The sequence below is a fragment of the Eggerthella sp. BIOML-A1 genome, assembly GCF_009875595.1.
In the GTDB taxonomy this organism is placed as follows: domain Bacteria; phylum Actinomycetota; class Coriobacteriia; order Coriobacteriales; family Eggerthellaceae; genus Eggerthella; species Eggerthella lenta.
Genome location: NZ_WWRZ01000003.1, coordinates 295,364 through 311,662 on the forward strand (window position 1 = coordinate 295,364; position 16,299 = coordinate 311,662).

Below are 16,299 nucleotides of genomic sequence, written 5' to 3' on the forward strand. Positions count from 1 at the left end.
GGCATAGATAGCAACCGGAGAAAACCGAAAGGAGGAATCGCCATGCCCCTCACAGTCAAGGCATCGGAAGCCCGCGCGCAATTTCCGACCATTGCAAAGCGCGTGTATGAGGACAATATCGAGGTAACGGTCATCAAGGGAAGCAAACCCTATGTAAAAATCGTTCCCATCGACGACAATGCCTCGGACGGCGAGAATGGAACCATGTATTTAGATGCATACTTGGAAGCTGCGGACGAGTACCGCGATTTGTTTGAGGCTCTGTCGAAATGAGCGGGCGCGATCCTTCTCCCATACCCAAGCATATCGTGCTCGCCATTCATGAAGACCAACTGAAACGTAACGGAGGAATGCCAGGAGTTCGCGACGAAGGGCTTCTTGATTCGGCTCTAGCTCAGCCTTTCGCCTCTTTCGGAGGACAAGATCTTTATCCTTCCGTGCATGAGAAAGCGGCTCGATACGGCTACGGGGTCATCAAGAACCACCCCTTCGCCGACGGAAACAAGCGAACGGGAACGGCTCTCATCATCGCCTTCCTACACGGTAACGGAGTAAAGTTCAAGCCTCGTACGCAGGACTTCTTCGACACCGTCATCGCCGTCGCGAACGGTACTATGAGTTACGACGAGCTTGTCGCCTGGATCGAGAAGCAGATCTAGCGGGAACAAAACGGGGGGCGCTTCAAGTCGAAGCACCCCCCCCCCGCCTCTTTTAGTTCCAACCGAGGAACGTGTCGACGTCCAAATCCTCGAAGGTCGTGATGAACCGCTCGGCCTCGGCTGCCAGCTGCTCGCACGTGCCCGAGATATCGCAGTCGTAGATGCCGAGCGTGCGGTAGTTCGCGGCTTTCAGCGTGCGCACGGCGTACACCGAGTCCTCGACGCCCCAGGTAGTGGCAAGCGACGTGCCCATCGTCTCGCGAGCGCGGTCGTACACGGCGGGCTCGCGCTTCGACGCTCCCACGTCGTCAACCGACACGATGGCATCAAGGCACGGCGTGAACCCGCAGCGCTCAAGACCTGCCTGCAAGTACGGCTGAGGGCTGGACGACGCCACGCTCATACGCACCCCGCGCTCGGCCAGCGCCTGCACGAATTCAAGCGCGCCCGGCCGCGCCGCCACGCGCTCACGGTAGAACTCCAGCATCAGCTCGTCCATCATGGCCACCACTTCGTCGCCCGACGCGCCCAAGCCGAAGCGCTCGTGGAAGAACGCGCCGCACTCGGGGATGGTCATCGCAGTCAGCGCGTCGGTGTCGTTCGCCGTCAACGTCACGCCCGCGCGTCGCGCAAGTGCGCTTTCCGCCTCGCGCCACACCATCATCGAGTCAAGCAGCGTCCCATCGCAATCGAAAATAACGCCGATGCGAGATGCGTTCATACGATACCCCCTCAAGGCATGCCGAACGCCGCTAAACCGGCGCCCGGCGAATCGTCTTCTTGTTCCACGAAAGAGTATCAGAAACTTCGCATCCAAGTTTGACCAGGGTCTTGATTTTGCCCAGAGTTAACGCATCCGAGTGCGAGACGGCTACCCAAGATCCTCCACCAGATCGATCAGTTCTTGATGGGTATGGACATCCAGCTTCTGGTAGATATGTTTCACGTGCGCTTTGATGGTGTTGTACGACACGCATAGCTCGTGCTGGATGAACACGCCCGTCCTCCCGCGCGCCAGCAAGCGCAACACCTCGGTCTCTCGCTTCGTGAGCCCCTTCTGCTGCGAGAGGACCTCGCACCGCTCGTCAACGGTCAGAGCCTTCTCCTCGGATACATCGTCTTCATCTGCGCTGTCGACCAAAACAGGCGGAACGCTCTCGCGCACGCCGTTGATGGTTTTCTCGAAACTGAAGTGCTGCAGAAAAACCGACATGACGGCGACCAGGCAAAACACGATGCCAGCCACCGCCAGAACCACCACCTGTACGTCGCTCGTCCAATAGTGGTTCACGAAACGGCCGGCATTGGCCCCTAGGATAACGCCGATGGCATGCATCGCGGAGCCCCAAGCGAACACCGAAACGGCACCATGCATGTTGCGCCGGGCCAACGCTGTGAGCACGATCCACTGGAACACGTCGAACGCGGCGATCCCGCAGCTGATCAAACCGTTCGAGACGGAGAACCGAATCAAGTCCGAAGCGGGCACGAGCAGAAACCCCGCGATCGCAAGCAGCGCGGCCAGCTTCAACAGCGCATCGGTCGTCAACCGGCGGGGAGCGAGGCATGCGATGACAAGAACCACCGCCAAAATCGCGAGGCTCCAGATCGACGTGGCAGGAATGCCCCCGGTTTCCCCGAACGTGAGCATGAAGCCCTGGACCGCGCTGAACAGAAGGAGGCAGACGAACAGTTGATGGCCGAACGGTAAGAACGACGAAGGCTGCGTGATGGCCATATCGTGCGGCGATTCGTCGCGAGAGAGCCGTGCCATTGTTTCCGAAGCAGTCGGATTCGCCAACAACGCAGCTCCCAGCAAGAGGGTGGCATGGGCGGCAAGCGCGAACTCCGAATAGCCCACCGCGATCACCTGTTTCGCACCGGCGCATGCCAGCAATCCCGCCACGATGCAGACGGACGCGAGCTTCGTCGGAACAGAGCACAGGGCTATGCCCACCAGAATCGTGCACGCCCCCTCGGCAACGGATACCAGGCAGGCGCCCGCCAGCATGACGCTCATCGATCCCAGCCGATCACCCGCCCACACGAGCAGCGACCCTCCCATAACCCCGAGGATCGCAATGCCCATGAGCACCTGCCTGCGCAACGCACGCGGACGACGCACCGACACGACGGCGACAGCCACCAGCGCGGCGCCGTTCGCCAACGTGCACAGCTCTCGAATGAAGGACAGCTGCGTGTCGTACAGAGGAAACAGATGCGCGTTCAGCGACCAGCTGCTCAACGTCAGCAACGCCAACGCAAGGCCCTGCGCAAACGAGAACAAGCCCGCCTTCGGCGATGCACCCTTCCCGCCCCTCTGTTCACGCGATCGCAGCATATCCCTATTGTAGCCGAAACCCTTCATTCCCTCAGTGGACAAAACAAGTGTCTCACCTGGCATTACGGAAAAATTACCCACTGAGGGTGATGAAGTTTGCCCACGGCGACCCTAGGATGCACCCTCGAACCGCCGCAGCGCGGAGCACCGCCTGCACAACTCGCGAACAAGGGAGGGACCTATGAGCACCAAACACGCACAGGGCATATCTCGTCGAAGCTTCCTCGCAGGAACAGCCTTGGCAAGCACCGGAGCCGTTTTGGGACTGGCCGGATGCGCGCCGAAGGAGAACAAGGGCGCCGAAACGGCAAATGCGGACATCGCCGACGCATCGTCCGATTGGCTCGGCTCGGAGCCGACCGTTCAGGAAAGCGACATCGTCGAAACCATCGACACCGAATTCCTGATCGTCGGCGCGGGCACAGGCGGCCTATTCGCCGCATGCGCAGCCGGAGAAGAGGGCATCGAGACGTTCGTCTTGGAGAAGTACAACGGCAGCGTCGTGCGCGACGACGTCGGAGGCGTGAACTCTCGCCTCCAGCAGGAAAGCGGATACACGATGGATCTGCAGGAGTACCTGCTCGACATGAACCACTACGCCGCAGGCCAATGCAACCTCAACCTTCATAAGACGTGGTACGAAAAATCGGGCGAAACCATCGACTGGTACGAGACCCTGCTCGACCAGTACGGCGTAAAGCTCTGGCATGAAGCCGCCGAAGAAAAGCACGAGACGAACTACAAGCACTGGGCGACGGGCCATTCGCCCGCCTGGCCGGAAGACGACTCGCTTAACGGGTTCACCGTGCTGTCCGACTACGCCGAGAAGACCGGGCACGTAACGTTCCGCTACAACACGCCCATGGTCAAGCTGGTTATGGAAGGCGACAAGGTGGTCGGCGCCATCGGCAAGGGCGAGAACGGATACGTCCGGGTTAACGCCAGCAAGGGCGTGCTGGTGTCCACCGGCGGCTACGGCATCAACGTCGACATGCAGAAGGCGCTGCAGCCGCACACCACCAGCATATACGGGTTCAACTCCGCGCAGCCGGGCTGCGAAGGCGACGGCATCAAGGCTTGCTTGTGGGCGGGTGCGAAGATGGACGACACGCACTCCAGCATGCTGTTCGATCGCGGCGGCCTTCCGGCCGACTCGCTCGGCGGAGCCGACTGCGGCGTAGGCTCGCTCTTCTGGATGGGAAGCCAGCCTTGGCTGAAAGTGAACCTCGACGGCGAGCGCTTCTGCAACGAATCCGGCACGTACGACTTCGTGCTGCACTCCGACGCCCAGCAGCCGGGCTCCATCCACGTCACGCTTTGGGATGCCGATTTCGCCACCTACGCCGAGCAATTCGACATGCACGGATGCTCGCGCCTCTTCCCCTTCGACAACGGCGCCGCACCGAACATCCCCATCCAGGCGGTTATGGGCATGAACGAAGAATTGGCGGCCAAGGGCTACATCCAAAAGGCCGACACCTTGGAAGAGCTGGCCGAGAAGCTCGGGTTGCCCGCCGACGCGCTCATCGCCACGGTGGAGCGCAATAACGAGAACTACGATAATCAGGTCGACCTCGATTTCGGGAAAGAGCCGTTCCGCCTCTCGCCCGTGCGAAACCCGCCGTTCTACGGCATCCGCAATACCGGCATGCTGCTGTGCACCATGGACGGGATCGACATCAACACCCAAGGCCAAGCGCTGCGCGCGGACGGCAGCGTGATCGAGGGCCTGTACGTGACCGGCAACGACTCGGGCGGATACTACTCCATGACGTATCCGAACCTCTCGACCGGCAACGCCTGCGGCCGCACCGTCACGTTCGGCCGCATGATCGCGAAGAACCTGGCGAAGTAGACAACCCCTCAATCCCCTCCCCTCCTGAAAGGCCCGCTCGACGCGCATGATGGCGTCGATCGGGCCTTCGCATTCGCTTGGACGGGAACAGCTGAAGAAACCAGGGGGGTTCGGCTCAGCCTTACTTCACGCCGTACTGCTCGTAGTAGGCGTCCAGCGCCGCCTTCACGTCGTCGCCGATGACCACGCGCCCCTGCACTTCACGGTTGTGCAGGCATTCGGTCACCTCGGCCATGCTCACGATGGACGCGACGGGGAAACCGTACTTCTCCTGCACTTCCTGCTGCGCAGTCACTACGCCGCCTTTGCCCACTTCCATACGGTTGAGCGACACAATGAGGCCCTTGACGTCCACATCGGCCGCGCCCTTGAGCACGGGATACGTCTCATCTATGGACTTGCCGGACGTGGTGACGTCTTCCACCATGATCACGCGGTCGCCGTCGTGCAGCTCGCTGCCCAGCAGGTTGCCCGCATCGGCGCCATGGTCCTTGACTTCCTTGCGGTTGGAGCAGTAGCGCGCTTCCTTGCCGTACAGCTCCTGCAAGCCGATGACCGTGATCACCGACAGCGGAATGCCCTTGTACGCCGGCCCGAACACCACGTCGAAGTCCAGCCCGAAGTTGTCATGGATGGCGCGCGCGTAGTACAGGCCCAAACGATGCAGCTGCTCGCCCGTCACGTAGGCGCCCGCATTCATGAAGAAAGGGGACTTCCTGCCGCTTTTCAGCGTGAAATCGCCGAACTTGAGCACCTCGCTTTCAACCATGAACTCGATGAACTCTTGCTTGTACTGCTCCATGAGGGTCCCTTCCTTCTCTTTCACCGCGCAGCCGCGCGCCCGCTGCGAACCATGATACTAGAAAGCGCCGACAGCCGGAACGTGGGCGCAAAATGCAACCCATGACAATTTCGCAGGGGATGAAAGCGGAAATGGATGGAGGAGGTTTTCCGTCACCTGGGGTTTTGCGAGAGAAGGAAGCGAAACGGCGCGCGAAAAAGGCTCCCGATTGTCATGGGAGCCCATTCGCGTCCAAGATGTTCGCCTGGAACGATCCGTCCGCCTGTTGCTCGGACGCCCCCTACCCTTGCTTCCCCAGCAGCTCGCGCACATGGGCGCTCGATGTCCTCAAGCGCTCGGCAGCCGCCTTGATGTCGGACACGTTGTCAACCGACGCCGCCTCGGCCTCGCGCGCCTTCTTGCCGAAACCGGCGGGGCGCTTCGACAGCGCCTTGCGCAGCGTTTCGGCGTCGGCCTTGACCTGCTTCTTCTCGTCTTTCTCCAACTGCTTTCCAACCTGGCCGAGCGCCCGGTCCACCTCGTTCAGCAGACCCTGCGCCTCCTCGCGCGCCAGCATGGCCTCGCGTCGCTCGCTGTCCTGCGCGGCGTACTGCTCGGCATCGCGAATGGCGCGCTCGATGTCGTCGTCGGACATGCGGCCGGAGTCGTCGATGGTGATGGACTGCGCCTTGCCCGTGTCCAGATCCTTCGCCGACACGGTGAGGATGCCGTTCGCGTCGATGTCGAACGTCACCTCGATCTGCGGCACGCCGGCCGGCGCGCGCTTGATGCCCTTCAGCTTGAACGTGCCGATGGACTTGTTGTCCTTCGCCATGGGGCGCTCGCCCTGCAGCACGTGGATCTCCACGCTGGTCTGGAACGCGGCGGCGGTGCTGAACACCTGCGAGTAGTGCACCGGCAGCGTGGTGTTGCGCTCCACGAGGCGCGTCGCCACGCCGCCCACCGTCTCGATGGACAGGCTGAGCGGCGTCACGTCTAAAAGCAGGATGCTGTTATCGGCCTTCACCAGGCCCGTCGACGTGCCGGACAGCGTGGCACCCTGGATAGCGGCGCCCATGGCTACGCACTCGTCGGGGTTGATGGACGCGGACGGCTCCTTGCCCGTGAGCTTGCGCACATGGTCCTGAACGGCCGGAATGCGCGTGGATCCTCCCACCAGCAGCACGCAGCCCAGCTCGGACGCGGCGATGCCGGCGTCGTTGAGCGCGGTCTGCACGGGACCCGACGTGCGCTCCACCAGATCGCGCGTCATGTCGTTGAACGCGGCGCGCGTGAGCGTGGCCTCGAGGTGCAGCGGGCCCGACGGGCCCTGCGCCAAGAACGGGAGGTTGACATGCGCGGTATCGAGCGACGAAAGCTCCTTCTTCGCCTCGCGGGCCGCCTCGGTGACGCGCTGCATGGCCGCCTGGTTGCCCCGCAGGTCAACCCCATGCTCGCGCTTGAAGGCGTCCAGCAGGTGCGCAGCCACGCGCTCGTCGAAGTCGTCGCCGCCCAGATGGTTGTCGCCCGACGTGGCCAGCACCTCAATGACGTCGTCGCCGATCTCGATGACCGACACGTCGAACGTGCCGCCGCCCAGGTCGTACACCATCACCTTCTGCGGCGTGCCGTTGTCCAAGCCGTAGGCGAGAGCTGCAGCCGTGGGCTCGTTGATGATGCGCAGCACGTCGAGGCCTGCAATGCGCCCGGCGTCCTTCGTGGCCTGGCGCTGCGCATCGTCGAAGTACGCGGGCACCGTGATAACCGCCTGCGTGACATCCTGGCCAAGAAACGCCTCGGCATCGCGGCGCAGTTTGCGCAGGATCATGGCCGACAGCTCCTGCGGCGAGTAGGGCTTGCCGTCGATGTTGGCGCGCCAATCGCTGCCCATGCGGCGCTTGACCGACTCGATGGTGCGGTCGGGGTTCACCGCCGCCTGGCGGCACGCGATGGTTCCCACCAGGCGCTCGCCTTCCTTCGAAAACGCGATCACGCTGGGCGTGGTGCGCTCCCCTTCCGCGTTCGGCACGATAACGGGCCGGCCGCCCTCCACCGTAGCCGCGCAGCTGTTCGTCGTTCCTAAGTCGATGCCGATCGTTGCCATGAGTGCGTCCTTTCGGGTTGAGATTGCATAGGTGCAAGTGCGAAAACTCGAATCACCGGTAGTTCGTAGCGTCAGCGAGGGTTTCCGTGGTGCCCGAGATCGTGGGGAGGGCGAGGGCGTGGCGTACTTCGGTACGCGAGCCCTCGGCCTCCCCACGAGGTCGGGCGTCACGGGAAGCCGCAACGTCGAGCAGTTCCGACGGCCGGCAGGCCGCCGGAACCTAAAACGGCATCCCGCACAGCCGGCACAACGAGGGGCCCAGGCACCAGATGCCGCAGCAGAGGATGCTGGGGTCGATGCCCATGCTGAAGCCTTGCGATTGGCTTTCCTGCTGGTAGGTTTGGCCAGTCTGCTGGAACTGCCGCTGCGCGCGCTGGTAGTCCGGGTTGTTCGGATCCATGCGCACCGCGCGCCTGATCTGCTCGAGCGCCATCAGCGTGTTGCCCGCCGCGTCGTTGGCCAGCGCGCTGAGGTAGTACCAGCGGGCCGAGCGGCCGTCGCTGGTCACCGTGTTCAGGATGTCCACCGCCTGCTGACCGCGCCCGGCGTTGATGGCGTCGATGGCGTTGCGCATCTGTACGTTGTCGCCCGCGGCCGCCTCGGGATGGATGGGCTCGCGGCTGCCGTAACCTGCGCCGCCGAAGCCGAACAGGTCGTCGAAGTCGAACCCGAAGCCGCCCGACCAGCCGTACGGCCCCTCGGTCCCGTAACCCGAACCGCCCGCGCCCTGCCCCTGGCCTGCTCCGCCGCCTGCTCCGCCGTATCCCGCGCCGCCTCCGTAGCCCGCGCTACCCTGCGGCCCGGATGCCGCCCCGGCGCGACGGTCGCGCGCCGCGTACTTCTCGGGGTTGACGATGCGGTCGTACGCCTCGTTGATCTTGTTCATGCGATCCGCCGCCGCAGGATCGTTCGGGTTCAGATCGGGATGGTTCTCGCGAGCCTTCTTGCGGTACGCCTTCTTCACCTCGTCGGCGGACGCATCACGGCTCACGCCCAGCACGTCGTAGGGATTCTCAACCACGGCGCTTCTCCTTATCGTTTTCCAACGCGTAGTACTTCTGCCACACGCCCGCGTACACCACGCTGCGCAGCAGGCGCAGGTCGCGCTCCAGCGGCAAGCGCTCGAACGCCTCGGCCACGCCCGCCGCCAGCAGGTGCAGATCCTCGCGCATATCCTCCGCGCTCATATCCATAGCAACCAGCGGGTTATAGCTGCCCGATGCCCGGTCGTCCTCGTAGTCCATCACGGCGTCCATCACGTACACGAACTTGCCCAGACGGGCGCCCACCGTCCGCAGGTCGTCCGCCCAGTAATCGTCGGGACGGTACACGAACAGCTCGCCCATCAGCACGCCGAAGCGGTTGGCCGCCGCATCGGGAGCGGGCACCTCGCCGCCCGGAGCGGCGCCCGCTTCGCGCGCAGCGGCCTCGATGGCTCCGATGTCGGCCATGCCCGTCTCGACGGCCTCGCAGATGCGAGGGTTCCTTTCGCGGATGGCACGGTAGGATCCGGCCAGCATGCCCGCGAACGCCCGAGCCCGCACGCTGCGATCGTCGTTCCAGTCGTCGAGGCCCTTGTAGTACGCAAGCGCCACCGTCACGTCGGCCGCATAGTCGATACATGCCGAACGCACGAACCCGTGCGCCTTCACCGGATGGGGCGCGCAGCGTCCCTCGCCCTCGCGCTCCTCCGGCTCGTACAGCGAGCCCAGCAACAGCGCCAAAAACACCAGGTCGTACGTCAGCGCCAAGCGACAGTGCTGCCCGCATCGCTCGCCGATCGCGCGACACAACCCGCAGTACGCTCGATGGTAGCGTTCGCGCTCGGCTTCGTCCAAGCCCTCCAAACGGGGCACCACGTATCCGAACATCCTCAGCGCACCAGCTTTCCCGAAAAGGCGCTGAGCGCCTGGAAACCTTCGAGGATCGCATCGAACGTCTCTTGCGGCTCGGCCGAGAACGCCCTGCCGTAACGACGCTGCACCTCGCCGTCGACGCTGGCCAACAGCGCGCGGCCTTCGTCGGTGACATGCAGCCGCAGCGACCGGCGGTCGGTCTGGCTGCGCTGGCGCTCGATGAGCCCTCGATTCTCCAGCTTGCGGCACACGGGCGAGAAGTTCGTGCGCAGGATGCCGGCGCGGTCGCTCAGCTGGCCCGCGGTCAAACCCGGCGTGCGCATCAGCTCCACCAGCACGTGCATCTGCTGCAACGTCAGGCCGTGCTCCTGGCAGATCGGCGTCATCGTATCGTGCAGTATCTTCTGCAAGTCGTAGGTGATGGCGAACAGCTCGCGCTTGAAAGCTGCGATATCCACGGCGACGCCTTTACGACTTCAGCTTCGTCTCGGTTTTGCACTTCGGGCACACCACGCGCAGCGTGCCCTTGCCGCGCGGCACCGACAGCACCTGGCCGCAACCCTTGCACTTGAAGTAGCGCGTGGTTTTGCGATTCGTCCACTTCTTGCGCATCAGCGACAGCTGCTTGCGCGGCTTCTCCACGATGCGCTCGAACGTCGCGTTCTCGCGGTCGCGTGCGGCGATGTTCTTCGAGTAGCTGCGGAACAGCGAATACGCCAGTACGATCAGCGCCACCCAAGACAGCAGGTCAAGCCCGGGAATCAGCGAGGCGAACAGCAGCACGATGCCCGCTACCACCAAGAAGTTGGAGAACGTGTCGGCGCCGCGGCGCCCCTGCATCATGCCGGACAGCTTCCACTGCAACCGCTCCAGAAAACCCTTCACAAGAACCTCTTCTCATTCATCGAAGCGCCGCACCGCGTCGTCACGATGCAAACGCGATCACATGCCCGTCGCAAACCATTGCGCAATCCGCTTATCTCTCGAAATATATAGTATTAAAGTAAGATTATTTTTCAGCCACGGCGCGCCGATGTCATCGAACCGACATGATGCTGCCATAAAGCGCCCACAGCTGCCCTTCGCGCCGCACGTAAAAAAGCGGACGGCCCCTTGTGCAAAGAGGCCGTCCGGCGAAACCGTTCTACAAGCGCGATGCAAAGACGCGAAGCCTACTCCTCCACGCGGATGACGCTGGGCTCGTCGCGCAGCACGTCGTCGAGCTCGGCGATCTCGGCCAGCACGTCGCGCACGCTCTTCTCGCGCGCGGTATGGGTGACGTAGACGAGATCCACCTGGCCGCCTTCCTTCTTGCCACGCTGCACCACCGAGTACACGCTGACGTTGTGCTTGGCGAACACGCCGGCCATCGCGGCCAGCACGCCGGAGCGGTCGGCCACCTTGAAGCGGATGTAGTACTTCGTCTTGAGGTCGTCCATCGGCACGATGGGAAGCTCGTCGGTGCAGGTGCAGCCCACCAGCGGCCCCACGCCCAGCGTGACATGGCGCGCCACTTCCAGCACGTCGCCCATCACGGCGCTGGCGGCCGGGCCCGCGCCCGCGCCCTCGCCGAAGAACATCGTCTCGCCCACGGCGTCGCCTGTGACGTAGATGGCGTTGTACACGCCGTCAACGGTGGCCAGCTGGTGCGACAGCGGCAGCATCGTGGGATGCACGCGCACGTCCACGCCCTCGTCGGTGCGGTGCGCCAGCGCCAGCAGCTTCACGCAGTAGCCCATGTCGCGCGCCGCATCGAGGTCCATCGTGGTGACGTTGCGGATGCCTTCGGTGTGCACGTCGTCGATAGTAACGCGCGAGTTGAACGCGATGGACGCGAGGATGGCGATCTTCGCGGCGGCGTCGAACCCGTCCACATCGGCGGTGGGGTCGGCCTCCGCGAAGCCCTTCTCCTGCGCCTCCTTGAGTGCGGCGTCGTAGCTGAGCCCGTCTTCCACCATGCGCGTGAGCATGTAGTTCGTCGTGCCGTTCACGATACCCATGACCGAGCTGATCTCGTTGGCGATGAGCGAGTGCTTCATCGGGTCGATGATGGGGATGCCGCCGCCCACGCTGGCCTCGAACGCGATCTCCTTGCCAGCCTCGTCGGCCGCGCCCATGACCTCTTCGCCGTACGTGGCCATGAGCGCCTTGTTGGCCGTGACCACGTTCTTGCCCGCCTTGAGCGCGCCCACCACGATGTCGCGCGCCACGGTGGTGCCGCCGATCAGCTCCACCACGATGTCGATGTCCGGATCGTTCAGGATGTCCCGGTAATCCTGCGTGAAGATGCCCTCCACGCCGTGCGCGATAGCCTGCTCGGGGTTGCGCGAGCACACGCGCACGAGCTCCACGTCGATGCCGTAGTGGCGCTTGAAATCCTCGCGGTGGTTCTTCAGGATGTCGATGCACCCGCCGCCGACCGTGCCCGTGCCCACCAGTCCCAGTTTTACCGTCATGCTGCGCTCCCTTTTCCTAAATGTCTCGGCTCATCAGGTCTTCGTACGTTTCGCGTCGCGTGGTCACGCGGGCCTGGCCGTCCTTCACGAACACGATGGCCGGCCGCGGCTGGCCGTTGTAGTTGCTGGCCATAGTGTAGCAGTACGCGCCCGTGCCGAAGACGGCGACGATGTCGCCCAGGTCGGGGTGCTGCATCGGCATGTCGATGACCACGGCGTCGCCGCTTTCGCAGTGCTTGCCCGCGATGGTGACGATCTCGGTGCGCGGCTGACCCGCCTTGTTCGCGACGACCGGTTCGTAATCGGCGTGGTACAGCGCCGTGCGGATGTTGTCGGACATGCCGCCGTCCACCGCCACGTACTTGCGGATGCCCGGCAGCGTTTTCAGGATGCCCACCGTGTACAGCGTCACGCCCGCCGTGGCCACCAGGCTGCGGCCCGGCTCGGTGAGCAGGCGCGGCTCGGGCACGCCGAACTTCTCGCACGCCGCGTGCACCGCCGACGTGACCGTTTCGGCGAACTCGTCGATGGAAGCCGGCTTGTCGTCGGCCGTGTAGGCGATGCCCAGGCCGCCGCCCACGTCCAGCTCCTCTATACGATAGCCGTACCCTTCCTCGATGCGCGCCATGAGCTCCACCATGACCTCGACGGCCTCGGGGTAGGAATGCAGCGCGAAAATCTGCGAGCCGATGTGGCAGTGCAGACCCGCCAGCCTCACGTTCGGGGCCGCCAGCACGTCCTTCACGCACCCGTAGGCGAAGTCGTCGCGCATGGTGAAGCCGAACTTCGAGTCCTCGCAGCCCGTGCGGATGTACTGATGGGTGTCGGCCTCGACGCCCGGCGTGATGCGCATGTAAATAGGCTGCACGACGCCCAGCTCGCCCGCGATCTCGGAGATGCGCTTGAGCTCGATGCGGCTGTCGATGATGATGCGGCCAACGCCCGCCTGGATGGCTTCGCGCAGCTCGCGCGGCGTTTTATTGTTGCCGTGCATGAAGATGCGCTCGGTCGGGAAGCCCGCGGCCAGCGCGATGGCCAGCTCGCCGCCGCCCGACACGTCGAGGCACAGCCCCTCGTCGGCTACGATGCGCGCGGCCTCCTTGTTGAGGAACGCCTTGCTGGCGTACACGACATCGGAGTTCTGATAGCGGCTGCGGAACGCCGCGAGGTAGGTTTCCATGCGCGTGCGCATGTCCGCCTCGTCCATGACGTACAGCGCCGTGCCCTGCTCGCGCGCCAGCTCCACCATATCGACGCCGCCCACATACAGGTGGTCGTCCTTCACCTCGGCGGTCAAGGGAAGCACCGCGCCCAGCTCCATGGTGGTGCGGTTGTCCGGTTGTTTGCTCAAGTCGGCTGCGGGAAGAGACATGCGATTCCTTTCGTGCGTCCTGGGGATTCGCCTAGTCTATCATCCCCGCTCGCGCACGGCGACACCCTGATCGAAAATGTCGCAATCATCCACCCTGCGGCAGGCGCTAAACGGCTTTTGGAAGCCGGCCGAAGCGCCGCTCCATGCAGGGGGAACGTTATGGAAGGTCGACGGTTGCTTTCTAACCAACGCGCACAGATGTTTCACGTGAAACATCTTCGGATCCGCCCGCTCCCCGCGTTTCGCGCCCCATGTGCGCGTCTATGCTCCCCGCGCCTCGCGTCCCGCTCCCGCCCGCGCGTCCCTTCGCTCCCGCCCGCGCGTCCCTTCGCTCCCGCCCGCGCGTCCCTTCGCTCCCGCCCGCGCGTCCCTTCGCTCCCGCCCGCGCGTCCCTTCGCTCCCGCCCGCGCGTCCCTTCGCTCCCGCCCGCGCGTCCCTTCGCTCCCGCCCGCGCGTCCCTTCGCTCCCGCCCGCGCGTCCCTTCGCTCCCGCCCGCGCGTCCCTTCGCTCCCGCCCGCGCGTCCCTTCGCTCCCGCCCGCGCACAGATGTTTCACGTGAAACATCTGTGCGCGTCGAAGCGGGATGCAGGATGGTGCCCGTGCCGGCAGGGTCCCGCGATGGATCGTCTCCGCATGGCAGAGATCGCGCGCTATGTACGATTCTCCGCCATCCTCGTTTCTTCCGACCTGGGCTTTCCTTCTTCGCCTTCGAAGACGAGCCCCGATAATCGTGCATAGCGCGCGATCTCTGCCGCCTCGCTTCCCAATCCGCCGTCAGGTCGATGACGAAGCGAGCCCGCACGAGCCGTACGCGATGGCCGACGGCGGCAAGGCCCCTTCATGGCAACGTCTCCCACGATTCTCAATGGCGTATAATGGGGCGATCATCCTCGAGGAAGGGAGCGGCATGGCTCAGCAGGAACCGTCCATCGATCAATGGCTCGCGGAAGCGAAGCAGGATCCGAACGCCGCGCAGTGCGGCATGTACCTCACCCACAACGGCATCGTGCGCATCACGCCGAAGAAGCAGGTGCGCGAAGGCGTCGAGGGCCTGGGCGAGGTCGCCCAGGTGGAATTCTCCTACGACGCGGCCGGCGTGGAGGCAGCGGTGCAAGAGGCCCTCACCTGGCCGGGCGTATACTACGTGCGCACGTGGCTGAACGAGGGCGTGCTCAACGTGGGCGACTCCATCATGTACGTGCTCATCGGCGCCGACATCCGACCGAACTGCATCGACGCGCTGCAGAAGCTGGTGGGCAAGATCAAGAACGACCTCGTGGAGGAGAAAGAGATCTACGCGTAAAGCGAAGGCGGCGGACGCAACAGGGCAGCTCGGCGAAAAGGTCTCGTCGCGCGGAACCGCCAGAAAAGGCGATCCCGCGACATAAGGCCGCCCTTCGGCGGCGCTCACAGGCGGCGAAGCGGCGAGAAATCCCGCTTCGCCGCTTTTTTCTCATTCCGGGCACATTTCCGAAGCCGGTTTCGTGTTGGTGGCAAGGAGGCGATACCCCGTATGCAACCAACGCTCAGGCAGGACGACTTCATGGAGCGCGCCATGCGCACCTGGGGAAGCACCGTCTACCGCCTGGCCCTCAACCAAACGCAGTCCCCGCACGACGCGGAAGACATCTGCCAAGACGTGTTCCTGCGCCTGCTGAAAGACGCAACCGCTTTCAAAGACGACGAGCATCTCAAGGCATGGTTGCTCTGCGTCGCCATCAACCGCTGCCGCGACCTGCACCGTTCGGCCTGGAAACGACGCGCCGAACTCACCGACGCGGTTCCCGATGCGGGCCGCGAAGATCCTCGCAGCGACGATGCGGCACGCGCCCTGCAGGACAGCGAGCTCGGACGAGCGCTAGGACGCCTGCCCGACAAGATGCGCCTGATCGTGCATCTGCACTACTACGAGGGATTCTCGACCGAGGAAATCGCCCGCCTCGTGCACTGCGCGCCCGCTACGGTTCGCTCGCGCCTGAGCCGGGCTCGAACGCAACTCGGGAAGATGCTGGGGAAAGGGGGCATCCTTTGAAACGGACAGGACAATCACCCGAGCAGGACCAGTACCGCGCGCTGATGGACGACATCGAGATGCCAGGCCGCGTGCACGATCGCGTGATGCGCGAGGCGCACCGCCTGCGCACAGCGGAGGCGGTGCACGCGAAGCCTACCCGCCGACCGCGCACCTGCAACCAAAGCGGCTATCGTACGCGCCGCTTCGTCACGGCCGTCATCGCAGCCGCTTGCGTGCTCGCCCTTGCGAGCGGCGTCGCGTTCGCCATTTCGCAGCAACTCGACAATGCGACGGCGAAAAACTCCTTCGCCCTCGATGCGGGCACAGACGACTTCGGATACGGCGGCTTCACGAAAGTGTGGCGCAGCGACCCGGAGATAGATCCGAACAACGCCGACAACGCGCCCGACTCGGGGCAGCGCTACCTCTCAGTGGCCCATCTGTTCGACCTCGTATGAGCAGATAGATAACTGCCCGAAAAAAGGACATAAAAAAATCCCTCCAAATTTAAAAACAAATTCAGAGGGTAATTTAGGGTATAACAAAATAACCCACCCGAATATCGTTTTTTTTATTTGGTGAGTTTGTTCTTTCAAATACGAAACAAAAAGAGCCGATGATTCGTGAATTGTTCCACAATTTCATCGGCTCTGCGTCTTAAGCGTCTGGCTCTTTGATGACAGTTATCTTCAAGTTGTCAACTTTAATCAATCTTTCTTGTCTGCATTTTGGACAATAAAGGGGATAATTCTCCAAAACAGTGTCCTTCCTAATTTTATTACGGGTTTTGCTCCCACAAACAGGACACAATATCCATTCGCATTTCATCATAATTAGTCTCTAATCCTTTCAAATCTCATT

The 16,299-nt window shown here is 63.4% G+C and carries 17 protein-coding genes; 6 read left to right on the top strand and 11 right to left on the bottom strand.

The genetic code is table 11. From position 1 onward, the window contains the following. The first annotated feature begins 42 nt into the window (after window positions 1-42). Both GT590_RS04795 and GT590_RS04800 read left to right on the top strand, forming a co-directional pair. On the top strand, window positions 43-273 hold the full coding sequence (locus GT590_RS04795) for a prevent-host-death protein (protein ID WP_009305875.1): 231 nt from the start codon (window positions 43-45) through the stop codon (window positions 271-273). Next, on the top strand, window positions 270-659 hold the full coding sequence (locus tag GT590_RS04800) for a type II toxin-antitoxin system death-on-curing family toxin (RefSeq protein ID WP_139911985.1): 390 nt from the start codon (window positions 270-272) through the stop codon (window positions 657-659). The genes GT590_RS04795 and GT590_RS04800 overlap by 4 nt, the downstream gene beginning before the upstream one ends. 52 nt (window positions 660-711) lie before the next feature. Here GT590_RS04800 and GT590_RS04805 read toward each other — a convergent pair whose 3' ends face one another. Continuing rightward, a complete protein-coding gene (locus GT590_RS04805; RefSeq protein WP_139911984.1) occupies window positions 712-1,380 on the bottom strand; it encodes an HAD family phosphatase in 669 nt (222 codons plus the stop codon). 150 nt (window positions 1,381-1,530) lie between these two features. Continuing rightward, window positions 1,531-2,946, bottom strand: a complete 1,416-nt coding sequence (locus GT590_RS04810) for a helix-turn-helix transcriptional regulator (RefSeq protein WP_227791335.1) — start codon at window positions 2,944-2,946, stop codon at window positions 1,531-1,533. Between the two features lie 292 nt (window positions 2,947-3,238). Here GT590_RS04810 and GT590_RS04815 point away from each other — a divergent pair, with 292 nt between their 5' ends. Then, window positions 3,239-4,855, top strand: coding sequence for an FAD-binding protein (locus GT590_RS04815; protein ID WP_229068577.1), 1,617 nt, complete (start codon window positions 3,239-3,241; stop codon window positions 4,853-4,855). A gap of 121 nt (window positions 4,856-4,976) precedes the next feature. Here GT590_RS04815 and pyrE read toward each other — a convergent pair whose 3' ends face one another. From pyrE to lysA, 8 genes are all read right to left on the bottom strand, one after another. Continuing rightward, window positions 4,977-5,657, bottom strand: a complete 681-nt coding sequence (gene pyrE, locus GT590_RS04820; protein ID WP_157003567.1) for an orotate phosphoribosyltransferase — start codon at window positions 5,655-5,657, stop codon at window positions 4,977-4,979. A gap of 280 nt (window positions 5,658-5,937) precedes the next feature. Beyond that, window positions 5,938-7,740 carry a molecular chaperone DnaK gene (gene dnaK, locus GT590_RS04825; protein ID WP_009608198.1) on the bottom strand — a complete coding sequence of 601 codons (1,803 nt, stop codon included), beginning with the start codon at window positions 7,738-7,740 and terminating at the stop codon, window positions 5,938-5,940. Between the two features lie 220 nt (window positions 7,741-7,960). Next, window positions 7,961-8,761 (bottom strand): J domain-containing protein, encoded by an 801-nt coding sequence (locus GT590_RS04835; protein WP_009305868.1) that lies wholly within the window; start codon window positions 8,759-8,761, stop codon window positions 7,961-7,963. Continuing rightward, a complete protein-coding gene (locus GT590_RS04840) occupies window positions 8,754-9,599 on the bottom strand; it encodes a DUF5685 family protein (protein ID WP_231566061.1) in 846 nt (281 codons plus the stop codon). Before GT590_RS04840 ends, GT590_RS04835 begins: the two co-directional genes overlap by 8 nt. Window positions 9,600-9,613: 14 nt before the next feature. After that, a complete protein-coding gene (locus tag GT590_RS04845) occupies window positions 9,614-10,054 on the bottom strand; it encodes a MarR family winged helix-turn-helix transcriptional regulator (RefSeq protein ID WP_009305866.1) in 441 nt (146 codons plus the stop codon). A gap of 10 nt (window positions 10,055-10,064) precedes the next feature. Continuing rightward, on the bottom strand, window positions 10,065-10,481 hold the full coding sequence (locus GT590_RS04850; protein ID WP_114550429.1) for a hypothetical protein: 417 nt from the start codon (window positions 10,479-10,481) through the stop codon (window positions 10,065-10,067). A 287-nt stretch (window positions 10,482-10,768) separates the two neighbouring features. Further along, complete coding sequence (locus GT590_RS04855; protein ID WP_161170934.1) at window positions 10,769-12,052, bottom strand: homoserine dehydrogenase; 1,284 nt, start codon at window positions 12,050-12,052, stop codon at window positions 10,769-10,771. A 16-nt stretch (window positions 12,053-12,068) separates the two neighbouring features. Beyond that, on the bottom strand, window positions 12,069-13,424 hold the full coding sequence (lysA, locus tag GT590_RS04860; RefSeq protein WP_161170935.1) for a diaminopimelate decarboxylase: 1,356 nt from the start codon (window positions 13,422-13,424) through the stop codon (window positions 12,069-12,071). A 907-nt stretch (window positions 13,425-14,331) separates the two neighbouring features. Between lysA and GT590_RS04865 the strand changes: the two genes are divergently transcribed. From GT590_RS04865 to GT590_RS04875, 3 genes are all read left to right on the top strand, one after another. Next, window positions 14,332-14,727: a molybdenum cofactor biosynthesis protein MoaE gene (locus GT590_RS04865; RefSeq protein WP_009305861.1), complete on the top strand. Its 396-nt coding sequence runs from the start codon at window positions 14,332-14,334 to the stop codon at window positions 14,725-14,727. A gap of 210 nt (window positions 14,728-14,937) precedes the next feature. Next, on the top strand, window positions 14,938-15,456 hold the full coding sequence (locus GT590_RS04870; RefSeq protein ID WP_009305860.1) for an RNA polymerase sigma factor: 519 nt from the start codon (window positions 14,938-14,940) through the stop codon (window positions 15,454-15,456). After that, window positions 15,453-15,896: a hypothetical protein gene (locus GT590_RS04875; RefSeq protein ID WP_227791334.1), complete on the top strand. Its 444-nt coding sequence runs from the start codon at window positions 15,453-15,455 to the stop codon at window positions 15,894-15,896. Before GT590_RS04870 ends, GT590_RS04875 begins: the two co-directional genes overlap by 4 nt. 199 nt (window positions 15,897-16,095) lie before the next feature. Here GT590_RS04875 and GT590_RS04885 read toward each other — a convergent pair whose 3' ends face one another. Continuing rightward, window positions 16,096-16,269: a cysteine-rich KTR domain-containing protein gene (locus GT590_RS04885; RefSeq protein ID WP_002779755.1), complete on the bottom strand. Its 174-nt coding sequence runs from the start codon at window positions 16,267-16,269 to the stop codon at window positions 16,096-16,098. Window positions 16,270-16,299: the final 30 nt, after the last annotated feature.

What these genes read in the sequence shown, in the direction of transcription:
- GT590_RS04795 (WP_009305875.1), top strand. Translation starts at nt 43, where the DNA reads ATGCCCCTCACAGTCAAGGCATCGGAAGCCCGCGCGCAATTTCCGACC.
- GT590_RS04800 (WP_139911985.1), top strand. Translation starts at nt 270, where the DNA reads ATGAGCGGGCGCGATCCTTCTCCCATACCCAAGCATATCGTGCTCGCC.
- GT590_RS04805 (WP_139911984.1), bottom strand. Translation starts at nt 1,380, where the DNA reads ATGAACGCATCTCGCATCGGCGTTATTTTCGATTGCGATGGGACGCTG.
- pyrE (WP_157003567.1), bottom strand. Translation starts at nt 5,657, where the DNA reads ATGGAGCAGTACAAGCAAGAGTTCATCGAGTTCATGGTTGAAAGCGAG.
- dnaK (WP_009608198.1), bottom strand. Translation starts at nt 7,740, where the DNA reads ATGGCAACGATCGGCATCGACTTAGGAACGACGAACAGCTGCGCGGCT.
- GT590_RS04855 (WP_161170934.1), bottom strand. Translation starts at nt 12,052, where the DNA reads ATGACGGTAAAACTGGGACTGGTGGGCACGGGCACGGTCGGCGGCGGG.
- lysA (WP_161170935.1), bottom strand. Translation starts at nt 13,424, where the DNA reads ATGTCTCTTCCCGCAGCCGACTTGAGCAAACAACCGGACAACCGCACC.
- GT590_RS04865 (WP_009305861.1), top strand. Translation starts at nt 14,332, where the DNA reads ATGGCTCAGCAGGAACCGTCCATCGATCAATGGCTCGCGGAAGCGAAG.
- GT590_RS04870 (WP_009305860.1), top strand. Translation starts at nt 14,938, where the DNA reads ATGCAACCAACGCTCAGGCAGGACGACTTCATGGAGCGCGCCATGCGC.
- GT590_RS04885 (WP_002779755.1), bottom strand. Translation starts at nt 16,269, where the DNA reads ATGATGAAATGCGAATGGATATTGTGTCCTGTTTGTGGGAGCAAAACC.